Annotated in this window: 15 protein-coding genes; all 15 read right to left on the bottom strand. The window is 48.7% G+C overall.

Features of this window, described 5'->3' with window-relative positions:
* Positions 1-7: 7 nt before the first annotated feature.
* The gene (locus tag MKY66_RS06365; RefSeq protein WP_076209586.1) at positions 8-1018 is read right to left on the bottom strand and encodes a hypothetical protein; all 1011 of its coding nucleotides are present in this window, start codon (positions 1016-1018) and stop codon (positions 8-10) included.
* A gap of 13 nt (positions 1019-1031) precedes the next feature.
* Complete coding sequence (locus tag MKY66_RS06360; protein ID WP_076209585.1) at positions 1032-1727, bottom strand: LysM peptidoglycan-binding domain-containing protein; 696 nt, start codon at positions 1725-1727, stop codon at positions 1032-1034.
* Positions 1728-3710, bottom strand: a complete 1983-nt coding sequence (locus MKY66_RS06355) for a hypothetical protein (protein WP_076209584.1) — start codon at positions 3708-3710, stop codon at positions 1728-1730.
* A gap of 201 nt (positions 3711-3911) precedes the next feature.
* Entirely contained in the window at positions 3912-4334 is a 423-nt protein-coding gene (locus tag MKY66_RS06350) for a phage portal protein (protein WP_036611390.1), read from the bottom strand.
* Positions 4335-4506: 172 nt separating this feature from the next.
* Entirely contained in the window at positions 4507-4965 is a 459-nt protein-coding gene (locus tag MKY66_RS06345) for a phage tail tube protein (protein ID WP_017690162.1), read from the bottom strand.
* A gap of 1 nt (position 4966) precedes the next feature.
* Positions 4967-6283 carry a phage tail sheath family protein gene (locus MKY66_RS06340; protein WP_076209583.1) on the bottom strand — a complete coding sequence of 439 codons (1317 nt, stop codon included), beginning with the start codon at positions 6281-6283 and terminating at the stop codon, positions 4967-4969.
* Positions 6283-6492, bottom strand: coding sequence for a hypothetical protein (locus MKY66_RS06335; RefSeq protein ID WP_076209582.1), 210 nt, complete (start codon positions 6490-6492; stop codon positions 6283-6285). The genes MKY66_RS06340 and MKY66_RS06335 overlap by 1 nt, the downstream gene beginning before the upstream one ends.
* Before the next feature lie 121 nt (positions 6493-6613).
* Positions 6614-7045 (bottom strand): DUF6838 family protein, encoded by a 432-nt coding sequence (locus MKY66_RS06330; RefSeq protein WP_076209581.1) that lies wholly within the window; start codon positions 7043-7045, stop codon positions 6614-6616.
* A 434-nt stretch (positions 7046-7479) separates the two neighbouring features.
* Positions 7480-8928 (bottom strand): tail fiber protein, encoded by a 1449-nt coding sequence (locus tag MKY66_RS06325; RefSeq protein WP_076209580.1) that lies wholly within the window; start codon positions 8926-8928, stop codon positions 7480-7482.
* On the bottom strand, positions 8928-9518 hold the full coding sequence (locus MKY66_RS06320; RefSeq protein WP_076209579.1) for a YmfQ family protein: 591 nt from the start codon (positions 9516-9518) through the stop codon (positions 8928-8930). The genes MKY66_RS06325 and MKY66_RS06320 overlap by 1 nt, the downstream gene beginning before the upstream one ends.
* 137 nt (positions 9519-9655) lie before the next feature.
* Entirely contained in the window at positions 9656-10795 is a 1140-nt protein-coding gene (locus MKY66_RS06315; protein WP_076209578.1) for a baseplate J/gp47 family protein, read from the bottom strand.
* Between the two features lie 4 nt (positions 10796-10799).
* On the bottom strand, positions 10800-11255 hold the full coding sequence (locus MKY66_RS06310) for a DUF2634 domain-containing protein (RefSeq protein ID WP_076209577.1): 456 nt from the start codon (positions 11253-11255) through the stop codon (positions 10800-10802).
* Positions 11248-11658 (bottom strand): hypothetical protein, encoded by a 411-nt coding sequence (locus MKY66_RS06305; RefSeq protein ID WP_076209576.1) that lies wholly within the window; start codon positions 11656-11658, stop codon positions 11248-11250. Before MKY66_RS06305 ends, MKY66_RS06310 begins: the two co-directional genes overlap by 8 nt.
* Positions 11651-12637: a phage portal protein gene (locus MKY66_RS06300; RefSeq protein WP_076209575.1), complete on the bottom strand. Its 987-nt coding sequence runs from the start codon at positions 12635-12637 to the stop codon at positions 11651-11653. Before MKY66_RS06300 ends, MKY66_RS06305 begins: the two co-directional genes overlap by 8 nt.
* On the bottom strand, positions 12634-13266 hold the full coding sequence (locus tag MKY66_RS06295) for a LysM peptidoglycan-binding domain-containing protein (RefSeq protein ID WP_076209869.1): 633 nt from the start codon (positions 13264-13266) through the stop codon (positions 12634-12636). The genes MKY66_RS06300 and MKY66_RS06295 overlap by 4 nt, the downstream gene beginning before the upstream one ends.
* Position 13267 lies beyond the last annotated feature (1 nt).

Raw genomic sequence — 13267 nt, 5'->3', positions numbered from 1 at the left:
TTTATCGTTACACCACCTTCAAATCCAGTGACATCGTGTGCACGCCGCCTTGTACCTTATGCGTACATTCGTCTACCAGAAAATATTGATTAATCTTGAGTTCATCGATCTGGATGTTGACAAAACTGCCTGCCCTCACCTTGAAATCACCAAGCGCATCCACTTTCAACGTCTGCGTCTCGCGGTTACGGAGGGTCATCAGGGTCTTCAGCATGTCATCAATCTGACCTTCGTTCAGGCCATCATCCGCTTTTTGGTACAAAAAAAGCAGCCCCCATTGACGGATGCTGCCTGAATCCTGATGAACAAACGTTTCTCTTTTTCCCGTATCCTTGTTATCCCGATACAGCTTGATCTTGTTATACGTCTGGTCGTCAATCGACCGCGTATAGCTGTAATCCGTGAGCAGACTGTTATCCCCAATAACAAAGCCGTAAGGCATCTCTTCCACATCCCGAAGCACAAGCTTGCCAAAATCATCGTAGAAGATGTAGTTTTTACCACCATAGATCAACGTTCGGTCGAGCGCCTCACAGATCATGTCGATTAGCTTTTTGTTATCAAATAACATGCGTGGAATCACATATTTCGGCTGAATCAGATCATCCGTTTTCAACAGGAAATCCTTTGCAATTCGTTTAATTACATCCGCAGCAGTGGCATTAACGAACTTGTACGTCTGATTCGCGGTTAGATAACGAGTCTGGTCGTAGGCCTTGATTTTGACACTTTCGTCCTTACCGCTATCCACCGAGAAGATATATCCGTAAAATATACCTACCTCGTTGCTGATATATTTCACGACATATCCATTCTCATATGTGAATTTCTTATTCTGGTACAGACTGCCCTTGATCAACGTGAATTCCAGAGAGGAAGGTTTGCCGATGCGGGAGGTTTTGTACGTAATGTCACCGGCAATTTCGCTAATGTCCCAGATGTTCCCCTGCTTGTCATCCAGCAATAACCGTTCCTTCATGTTTGCCAGTTTATCATCCAGCCTGATCTGCTCTTGCATATTCCCTCTCCTTTCACGGAAGCTTGATCACAAGTCCAATCGGCAGCTTCTTCAGTTGTGCATCTTTGATGCCATTCAGCTTTTGCAACTCTTTCCAGCGAGATCCATCTCCCAAATGGGCTTTGGCTACCGACCACAAGGTGTCTCCGGCTTTGAGTGTGACGGTCTTGGGCTGGATTTTTTCATTGGGCCGGGAGGCTTTGGTTTTTGTTTTCGAAGCAGCCGTATCCTTGCTGTCCTTGAGTGGCACTACTTTTTTGGCGGCATAGAAAATGAATTGCTTCAGCTTGATATCATACTGGATATCCCCCACCGTACCCGCTGTCTCCTTCCAGTCGAAGCTCTCAATGGAAACCGCCATATTAATGGTGTACCTTGCACTGGAAAAGAACAGCCTGACGGGTCTGCCCGTCTGCATCCAGCGGATGATTTTTTTCACATATTCATAGGGATCACGGTAAAACTGCTTCTGAATTGCCGGATGTCTTGCATCGTAGTTCAGATGATACGGGCTGTAGTCTGCCGGAAAAATCCCGCTGAAACTGACTTCACGCAGCTTTGGCGACTTAATCACGTTAATTTCACCCAAAGCGCTAACGTTAAATGTACTGCCGTCTCCCGAATCCGAAAACTCAATGCTTTCTGGTGTCACCGGGAAAAACATGTATTCAGAGCGATTATTGAAGCTTAGTTGAATATAATATTCCACTTATCCATACACCCCCTGGGCACTGGAGACGATCTGACTGTTCAGTCCATCGGTGATTTTGCTGATGATGCTGTCCACATCATGTCCGCTGTTGATATCCCCTGTGGTGACCTGAACAGTTGGCGTCAGACTGACAAATCGCTGAATCGCCTGCATCTCTGCAAGCTCACGCATCAGTTTCAGATCCTCGCTGGTTACATCAATCGTTCCCTCAACGCCGCCAATTTGATCTACTTTCCCCACATTGTTGATTTGGTTGATGTTGCTCATATTGTTGGGAACGACCGTGGGAGCAGGTGCAGTTGGCATCGATGGCATAGGAGGTGTTTTCGGTATTTCGGGTGTGAAGTCTTTGCCAAAATTACCTGGTAGACCTTTATCCTTGGAGTCCGCATTCGAGGTTGAAGAGAAACCAGAAAGTAAATCCTCCGCAACCTTCTGACCATCTTCAAAAGCTTTAGGGTTGTACTCTCCGTTCATTTTGAAAAATGACTTCACATCTTTGTCACTCGTAGGCTCCCAGGATTCCAGGCCTTTCTTCCATTCCTTTATTTCCTTGCCACCCAAACTAATATCAGAATCTTGAAACAAACCAATATTGAAACCAAAGGTTTTGTTAACAAGTTTTATCAGACTGTTAAGTCCGCCATTAATTCGTTCCATCGCATCTTCAATTATTGTTACCACGTTATAGAAGATATCAAGTATGAAAATACCCATGTTTTTAAATAAAATCTGTATGGCATATACCGGATCTCTGAAAAAGTTAAAAATCGCCTCCCCCAGCGAAGCAAACAGATTCCATACCGTCGCCACAACTACTCTTACGATTTCTCCAAGCATCATAAATGAACCTATGATGACTCCCAAAATCTCTGTACCTGACATTCCCATCATGTTCAAAATTCCAATAACTGCTGCGATTGCAGCAATGGCGAGCAGGATTGGCCAATTTAGCAATAACCAGGCCGCAACGAGACTATAGACTTGTGTGATAACCAATGCCAGAACAACAATTGCCAATGCCATCAGGATAGGCTGAATGATATCCCAGTTTTGTTGGATCACACTTGCTATATACAGAATGCCATTTACAAGCATTGTCAGCGCGTTTGCCGCAACCGTAAATGCATTGCTAAGCCATTCAATAATGCCAGTGAATTCACCATTGGCAAAAGCCTCATTTAATCGATCTAGTAAAGGCGTCAAGGCAACGAGGGCTGCCTGTCCAATCTGTCCCAGAACCCCATTAAACTGATTCACCAATGCATTCCACTTCTGCAACGGTGAATCCAGCATGGTGTCAAAAGCCTGTTGAGTATAGCCTTGTTTTTGCAAAATGACATCAAGCTTTGTGATAAATCCATCCAGATTGGATGAATCAATGGTTTGTTGCAGACCTGCTCCGCTTAGAGCTTCAGCAGGAATGTTAAACGACTTGGCAAGTTCTCCATTGTCTCCGTTCATGGCAGCAACCAAGGCACTGGATGCATCTGACATACTTTTTCCATCTGGAGAAAGCATGCTCAACCGTTTAGCCATATCCCTCAGTTGATCAACTTGGTCCGTATTCTGTGCATACGGAATGAGAGATAGTGTACCTTTCAAAGCATCCGTAACATTCTGTCCGCTCTTGAAAGCTTCCGCACGGTAGCGATTAAAGATCGTCTCCCCCTGAGCATCATCACCAGTAGCAGCCATATATCGCTGCTTCAAATCCTCTTCCTGCGCCGCTGGTACGAGTACAGCTTGTCCTGCTGACTTTATCACGCTGATCCAGGCTCGCACTCGCTGGGCACCTTCTGTAAAGGCAGCATTTACCTTAGCCTGTTCTTCTGATACACCTTGGAGTAAGTTGCCTGCCAACTGAATTCGGCTCAGATTTCCAGGGTTGAATACCGAATTAATTACGGTAGGCAGGTTTTGAAATTGCTGAACCATATTATTTGACATGATATACAGTCTTGCAAACATGGCATACATTCATTTCTCCCTCCTTTCCTTTTTATTTCTTCCGGGCGCGATTTTTGGACCGTTCTTTCTTCTCTTCCTCCACCCGGATGGAGATCATCGCATAGATCGCTGCTCGTTCTCGCATGGAGAAGGCCATAAGCTCATGCGGCAAAATGTTTAATTCATGGAGAGCGTAATAAGCCAGATTGGCTTCGGAATCGCCCTCTTTAATTAGTTTTTTACGTCATCCACCAGTTCGTTCATATCCTGATTGAAGCCGTTCAGCTTCTGGACTTGTTCACCGAGCGAAGCAAATTCCCCAGGCAGCAGCATTTTCCGCAAAAGCGATTCCGCCCCCATCACGCCGTATGACCGCTGGAGTTCTGCGTTTTTCAAATCGGGATAAACGACACTTGCACTCATCAGGCGAGCCATGTAATCATTGGCATCAATGTCGGGTGTGTAGACACCGTTCTTGCCCTTAATTTTGCGGGTAGCCGCTTTGCGGCATTCCTGGTTTTCGTCCTCGGTCATGCTGCGCAGTTTCCAGGCAACGGGCTCGCCTTTCTCATCTTTGAATCGGGGGGAAACGATAAACTCCTCCGTTGTATCTGTTGCTGCATTTTGGGCAAAAAACATACTCAATCCACTCATGTATTGTTCCTCCTCTAAAGTTAGGCTCCCCGCCGCACGAAGCGGCGAAGAACAGTATTTTGACACGCCAAATAGCCCGTAACACAGGCAAGTTGAACAGGTTTTCTTTTACAAACCTGCTGTTAATTTATACTCTTTATGAATCTCAAATCATTATGCTTTTCACGCTACATTACTTCGGCAAATTGAACGATACAGGCATATCGACATCTTCAAAGGTAAAGCTTACTTCTTCCTCCAACGCCTCAGCCTCGGTATCAAGGGATGCCATGATCACACTGTCGAGGTTGACGCCTTTGAGGGTCACGGTTTGTTTGCCAATCGTAGAGGAAGGATCTTCGTTGGTCACTTCAATGTCGAAGTACGTGTCCACACCATTCTGCATGTACTGGAGCATCAGCTCGCGGAAACGGGAAGTGGTATAAAAGATCGTCATGGAGCCTGAACCGGACCAACCGGTTGCTTTGTGCTGTACGCCGCGGCGCCCCAAAGTTTTGACCTCTGCTTTTTGTTTCTCTACCGTTGCTTCCAGCGTCTTCACATAGAACATTTCTTCCGTCTGTCCGTTAATCGTTGCGTATGCGCGGCCTTCCTGGCCGGAGATTGTGTCGCTTGCTTTCAAAAATGCCATCTTAAACCACCTTCACTTTCATATATACTTTTTCAACGGAATCCACAGGTTGGACTTGAATCTCGATCAGAATACTATCGGTTTCATTGCCCGGAGCAACAGTGATATCTGTTTTGGAATCAAAATTTTGAATGGCCCCAATATCCTGAAGCTGCTTCAGGTAAGTGACACATTGGGAACGGAACAGGCTGCGCCCATCTTCGTTGTTGTTCACTTTGCCGATGTAATAGGACTCAAAAATACGTTTCATATCATTAGCGATGCCATCGAGTACACGGACAACACGGTTTTTGGCAAAATGACGTGCCTTATCCGGTGTAACGGAACGGAATGTATTCACGTCCTGCTCTACCACTGCGCGGTTGCTGCTCGCCGTAAACACAAACTCGCCATTACGCAATGCCGCTTCTGTCTCGCTATGTGTCAATCTGCCACTCACATCCACGGCATCGTCATACGCACGGAACGTCAGGGATTCATTCAGGTTAGCTCCCGCTGTTGCGCCGGCTGTCCATGCTACGGTTTGTTTTGGCGTAAGAACGGTACCGTCTGCGAGCACAACACCATTTTTGACACTGATAATGCCTTCATGGTCTGCAGCCGGATAATCGGAAAGCACCAGTTGCACCTTCTTGCCCTCGGTATCACGCAAACGCTTGATGTAAGCTGTGTAGACTGATTTGAGTGTGGCATCGTCTGAAATCAGACCAACCGTGTTAAAATCCAGTACTTCCAGCTTGGTCAGGAAATCAGCATGCTCTTGGTTGGTTGCTGTACCATCTAATCCACCTGTTAGTGGAAGTGACGCTGTAGCTGTGAGTGCACCTTCACCAGTAAATGTGACGTATGCGTTGGATTCCAGAGCTTCGATAGTAGACGCGGTTTGTTTGTCCACTTCTTTACCCGCAAGCAGAGTGGAGACATCCAATTGTTCCGGATCATTGATATTCGCGGAGATTACAACAGCCAGATCATTACCGCGCACGCCGCCGTGTTGGGCTGTTACTATCAGATTGTCCAAGGTTGCCTTGGCTTTGGTCCCTGCATTGAGACGATACAGAAGCAATGTCTGCGCCCGTTTCAATGCCTCGCGGATCAGCAGTAATTGCGGTGCTGTCCAGTCATAGCCCAATTTGGCTTGTACATCTTCACCTGCTTGTACCGTCAGGATTGTACCTGCTTGTCCCCATGACAATGGAAGTGCCAAAGCCACCGTTCCCCGTTCCCCTACCGTACCCGGCAATGAGCCCTCTGATGCAAAATTCATATATACGCCGGGGCGTACCTTGTTTTGTGTCGTCCATGTTCCTCCAGCCATTATTGTGCCTCCCCATTCATAAATTGTTGGATGTGTTGCTGTGCTTCTTCCAATGTGTATGTTTGTTGTTCCAGCAGAACTGCTGACAAAATATCTTTCTCGATCCGGCTAAGTTGCCGGGATTCGGCGAACTGTGCTTTGCTGTATTTTGGATTGTTTTTCTGTTGAGCTTCCGGATTTTTAGGGTCCGGTTCTTTTTTCGTAAACATTGCCAATGCGCCTCCTATTCCTTTCATACTGATCCCCTCATTTGGTTATTTAAGTTCAATAAAAAAAGCTATACTGACCACTCCAAGGACAGGATAACTATCGTTACGTAAACTCATATCGTTATTCTCTTGTAGCTTTAAGTGCGGTAGGTCGCTGTTCCAGTTGTTGCATGGTAGCGGCGGACTCCGACACTTTGGTGGTTCGCATGGTATAATACACCAGCATTCGCGGAGTATCGTTCTCCGTCTCCCAACGCATCTCCGTTGCGCGATAGGGTGTGCCTTCCACGTCGATGGTTTCCAAAGCTTCGAATAGTTCGTCCGGCAGTGTTGCCGGGATATTGTCTGCGTCAAGCCAGCGGATTTCATAGGCATGAGATTGCACGAAGCGGTCGCTGCGTTCCCGGGTAAGTTGCGCGGACAGCAGGCGGTAGGTGATGCCTTTGGTTTCTAAGGTGGAGCTTGTCCCGCCTGTTGCAGGTTGGATCAGGATGTTGGGAAAGTACTGAGTTAGCGTGTTTGTGATAGCTGTGGTTAGTTGGTTTGTGGTCATGGTTCACCTCCTTTAAGTAGTAAAGTTAACACACCCTAAATTCCTCTTTTCTAAAATCAGTGCTCGTCAAATCGATTGAACCTTTCGTTTGGAGTTTATAGACTGAAAACAAAAAGATACACATATTTCCCTTCATCTTAAACGTCGACGAAAGACAGATTTTTTAATACAATAAGACGACCACTTTCCTGAAAAAATTGTCCGTCTACCAGAATACTGCCGCAGATTGGTCTTTTTAGAATTCTCCGTAGGACCTTTACTTTTACATGGTATCGGTGGATCTTCTGGAGTTTTCTCAGCCAAATTCAAGCACAAAAACACGATCCAGTTGTGCTAGTGTCCTAAGTCATATTAATGTGAAATATCCCCCTGTCATAAGGGATACTGTCTATCCCGGGTGATACTAAACAATAATGATACCCGTTCTCTCTCTATTACATCGATAATGCTCTAGTGTTATATGTTGTGAAGGATACTTGCCTTGTGACCGTTGTATTTTCGATGCAGGCACATACAAGTGTCATCGGGCCATCTGCGTTAAAATTGGACGGTTTTGTTGTGCTCCAATAGGAGTTGGAGTTTTGAGACACCGAGTAACCGTTGCTCCGGCATAAGCCACTGACTATATCTACCTGTACGCTATATACCCTAAAATCTATCCCTCCAGCCGCCCCAATGGTGCCAACGGGTATGGTTATCGGCCATATAACTCCCTGTGAGTCCCGTAAAGCAAAAGCTGTCTTTAGCCCTCCATAGGAGTTGTACACATTCAAGAAAGCAGAACCATAGACAGGGGCTATCAAACTTATTACCCTTGTCCCCGCAGGAAAAGCTAGGACTGCGTTACCTAACGATCCTACATAACCACCAGGAACCTCAAAGTATTCTGATCGCGAAGGTAAGTCCATACTTTGGTAATGACCTTGCTGTATAGCATTTATCTTAGCCGTAAGCTGCGTCCATGTATCTGATGTGGATGCACTTCCACCCTTGGCGTTAATGGCACCCACAATGCTATTTTTTGCATCAACGCCAGATTGAAAAACGTCAAGACTCCATGGGGACCATACACCGTTCTCTCTTGTCCTAAGATATAAGGTGGGAGTCCCACCATTTAGTCTACTCGCTCTTTGAAGTACATATCCCTCACCATTTGTGTGACACTGGACCTCTATATACCACCACATATCAGCAGTGGCTGGTAACGGAGCATTGGTTAAATTGTTGCCATTATACTGTCCATTTACCATCAGAGAGTTGAGGTCTATCCCGGAAGTAAGCTTATTTTTACCATTGTCATCTGTGAGTTGATGCTTTTGCCATGAGTCAGCCGTATTAACAATTCTTGTTAAGGAGGGGGTAAATGCTCCTCCAGCTGTAGTTGCCACTGGACCTGTCTCAAACATGTAGACTTCTGGTCCGGCACCACCTGTGTAACGCATGTAAATCCCCCGTGCTCCTAGGTTAGTGTGATTGTTCTCGTACCTGAATGTTGAACCTTCAAGAAAGCAATTACTTCCGTATAAGACCGATCCATTTGAAGAACCTGAAAAAGTTCCCCATTGATTCATAATTAGTCTCCCAGTCATAACTCCGCCTGTACGCAGCAAACAAGCATTTTTCGCATCCCAAACCGCCTTCTCCGTTGCCGCCACCGTCTCTGACGTGCCGTCCGTCTTGCTCGACAGCTGCACCTTGCCTTTCTGCGTCAAAGACGCATCAGGAATATCCATCTGACTCACCGCTTCACGGAGCGCATCCAAATCCGCTTGCGTTGCAACACCAGCATCAATCTTTTCAAAAATCCCGTTAATACTTTCCCGGGTCACGTTCTCGTTCCCCAAGGGAAGAGGTAATTTCAGTCGATCGGTTTCTTTTGGCATTACGCCCACACCTCCAGTTCATTCCACGTCAAGGACGCGGCATCGAGTTCGTCCCATGTTTTCTGCTTCTTGTCCAGATCATCCCACACCAGATAGCGATACTCATATTCCACGGCCATATGGGCCGGTTTCAATTCTTCAATCGCCCGTTTGAGATCGTCAATATTGGGCGGGATGCCCATTGTATCCACAAAGCTCACCGTAAAACTCCACGCTTCCGGCTGAAACCTTACATCCACCTTGCCCCCGGCATACGCCTCAGCCACATTTGCAACCAGCCTGCCAGAGAACTTCCCGGCACCACGCAGCTTCGACTCCACCACCGCACGGCGCTGCTCCACAGGTTTGAGACGATCTGTCTCAATGCCAAGCTCCTGCTCCCAAAAGTCCAGCCCCCACGTCGCTGTACGGACAAACAACTGCTCCAACGTCTCATCCAGCGCCTGATACAGCAAATCCATCTCGGTGCCTTTGGCCTGCATATCGGCCTGCATCACACGCGAAGTCTCGTAATACCTGGGCAAATACGAGAACAACTCCCGCCCTTTCTCACTCGTCAGTCCAACATCTACAGTAGAAGGAGCACTCATGCCCTGTCCCCTCCCTTCCTTGCATATTATCATGGAGCGTCTCGCTCACCAGATCCAACCCAGATTGGCGTATTTCTCCCAATCTTCCTTGCTCTCCGCACTCCCTAACTAATTCCTCATCCACCATCTGCCCAACACTACTCATGAACTTCCACCGTCCCCAGCACGGCCACCTGACTTGCGGTCATCTCGATATTCTGGTCACTCACACCGTTCACGGTAAGCTCCGAATAGTCGATAATGGGCGGAATGTCCAACAGAATCGCGGCAATGCGGGTGTAACGCACGAGTGGATCGGCAAAAGCCAACTGTTTCAAATACGCGGTCACCCCGCGTTCGATCAATGCCCGTACATCGGCCAATGTCGCATCACTTGCCAGCGTCAGCTTCACCTGAATGTTCATCAGCACTTCCTCGGCTGGCATCACGGACACGACTGGTCCTGCCGGGGCAACGCCTTCACCCTGTCCATCCTGCGTTGGGTCAACGTACTTCTGCACGGCGGCTACCAAATCGGTACCCGCAGCACGTTTGTCCGTGTCCAGCAGATACAATCCCACCGTGCCCGGACCCTGCCACAATGGAATCACACGCGTTGCACCAACACCTGGTACTTCACTGGCCCATTGCACATATTGTGCTTTGTTGCCGCTTGTCCCTTGGTTGCGGACTTTGGCATAAAAACGTTCCAGCAGCGCCGTGTCTGCCTCAATATCTGCACCGCCTTTGATCGCATCAACGTTCGTGACAGAGGTCACGCCACTTACAGGTGTAGACAACACAGTTACCGTGCCCGCAGGCACATTGCTCTCTTTTCCGGCAACAAGCGCTCGCACGCCTACCACACCGGAGCCCTCAGCATCCAGTTCCACACGTCCTACCGTCTCATATTCGAGCGAAGCTTCAGCAGATACTTCATCCGCGAGCGTAGCTACGACCGTTCCAGCAGGCACCACTTTACCCGGCGTTCCCACGAACCTCACCGCACCTTGTGCCGCCACCGCAGCCCGTCGAGTAATGCCGTGCTCTCCCGCCCGCAGATCCAGCTCTTCCGAACGAAAATTCGGATCACTGCTCGCAGCCGTACTTGCAAACCCTCGCCGCAGTAATTCCTGCGCCCACAACGCCGCCTCAGACAGCATAAACGCAACCGGAGCCTCCGCATCCCACAGAAACGATCCTTCCGACTTATCCAGATCCGCGGGCAGACGATCCAGCAACCGCTGCATAATCTGTTCCTCCGTCTGGTCCTCCAAATAACGCGGAATCTCAGCCATCCCGTCAGATCACCTCACTTTCCAGAATAAACATCTCTTCCTGCACACTCGCCACCCGACACGAGAACATGCACTGCTCCCGATTCCAATCAAACGTGAACTGGTCTACCGATTCCGTGCGTGGATCAGCCAGCAACGTTTCCGTCACCATCCGGGTAATCTCACTTTCCATCACACCTCGGCTATCACCCTGACCCACCAGATCCTCCAGCTCCGAACCATAGTTTCGAGAATAGATCACATGTCTGTAACGTGGCGTTTTCACTGCCTTAATGCACCACTGTACCCAGGCTTCATGCCCACCAGCCGCAGCGACTTTACCACTTGGGGTCAGTACAAAATCCCCTGCATCGTAATCGAATCGCCAGCTCCGTCCAAAGCGTACCTCTTCCGAAGCCGCCCCCGACAAATCCTCCTCATCCCCCCATACCACTCCCGTTTCCGGAAACAAACTAGGCATGCGCACTCACCACCTTACACAGCACCACAATGTCATTACCGCCATTCACCCGCATCGCCAGTACGCGATCTCCCGCTTTTAATCCCTTATCAAGAGACCACACCGCTTCTTCAACTTCCTCTTCTTGCAAAAGAAACCGTCCCGTGCCCGTCGTTCCGCCGTTTGCCACGTCAGGTATACCGGAAATCGCGCCAGCAGCCTCGCGCTCCGGCAGTCCAAGCGTGCCCGGCAACTCGGCCACGAGATAATCCTGCACTTCGTGCTTGAAATCATCCAGCTTCACGCCGGATGAGGTCATCGTGCCAAGTACCGCGCCCAGCCCGCTCACGGCCTGACGGGAATGTGTACTCATCGCACCCCGCATGACGTCGGCAAAATGCCCATACGGATCATCTTTATTCAAGGTAATACCTCCTTTTCACCAGCTCAGCCGTCCCCAGCTCTAACGTCATCGTTCCAGGCCCGGCAGATAGATCACGGCTGACCGACATGACGATTAGCTTCAGCCCTTTTAACAACATCGCGTCCCCGGCCCGAATCGTATTGACATCCGGTGCGGATATCGTAAAGGTCTCCTGAATACCCGTCAGATGACTTTTCGCCAGTTTCTTGGCGGCGGTTGTCGATTTCACCTGATCGTCCTCGACCAGCTTTTGCAATGTGCCCAGTTCTTCCACATTATCCTGCTCAATCGCGAGCACTTTGGAAGGAACTTCTTTGCCACTTGTAGACTCCGACGCTGCCATGACTTTAACTTTGGTAACCGCCCCTTCGAGCGTACGCATCTGGGTCAGATCAATCAGTCGATCCAGCTCGTATACCTTCGCATTACTTCCGACCTGGAAAAGCTGCAGCCCGCCGGGTGTCATCCGTGGATGATACATCTCCCCGCCTGACTTCGCCGTTTCCTTCAGATCAGCAAAGATCATCGAAAAAATCGTCTGTGACCGATACACGGCTTTTCCCAGCTTTGTCTTGGTTTCTGGCAATGTAGCGTATGGAATCTTCCACTCTTTGGCGTAGGTTTTAAGTCGTTGCGTAGCCGTCTGATCCTTCGGCAATAGGAACTCGTCCTCTGATTTTTCCAGATAGATCATCCGGTCGTACACCGTGAGGGATAGCCGCTTGGTGCCGCTGTTTGAGCTTTCCACCTCCCAGATGACCGCAGGATGCAGCAAGTGAACCATGGATTTTTCGCCAAAAGGAACCCCGCTAATCCGCACCGCCATACCCGGTGAGATCGAAGGCAGACCGGAAGATGCAGACACCGCCAGCCGGATGTTAGCCTGATAGGCAATCTGGTCAAGCGAGTCCTTCAGCGTAATCGTCTCCACCAGCTTGGTGATGTCGTATTTGTCGTCGACAATGACCTTGTAGGTCATGGCATCACCAGCTTTTGTCCGGGCTTGATCCGGTTCGGATCACTCCCGATGATCTTTGCGTTGAGCTTGTAGATCTCGTTCCATTTGGAACTGCTGCCCAGCTCCAGCTTTGCTATTTTGGACAGGGAGTCGCCAGATTTGACGGTGTAGGTCTTGCTACTCTTTTTCAAATCGGTACGAGAACCTGACTTGCTCCCGGATGCCGCAGAGCCCACCTTCTCCACCTTGGAATCCCGCCATGTTCGCAGGGTAAGGTCGAAGTAAATATCCCCTGTCTCCCCCCCACGAAAGCTCGAATTAAGCGAAACAATAAAAACAGGCACGTTCACGCCCGTCTCTGAAATGATGAAACGCAGCGGCTTTTTGGAGATCAGAAAGGTGTTCAACACATTCATCGCCACACGTGGATCTAGAAAAGATTTTTCATCCATGCAATAGGACGGATCAAATCTCTTGGGAAAAAAAGAAGAGAAGGTGATCTCCTTCACCTTCTCCCCTTGTGCAAAATCAAACTCGCCATGCTCCAACATATTGACCGTTTCATATCCCTTAGACCTGGAAATATTAACTTCTTCAGGGTTCACTGGGAATTGAAATGGAGTGTTGCCGTCCTTCAACGTAAATGACATT

Origin of the sequence: Paenibacillus sp. FSL R5-0766 (genome assembly GCF_037971845.1) — a bacterium.
Lineage (GTDB): Bacteria > Bacillota > Bacilli > Paenibacillales > Paenibacillaceae > Paenibacillus.
The sequence above is the reverse complement of the archived record's forward strand: the minus strand, read 5'-3'. Positions and strand labels throughout refer to the sequence as shown.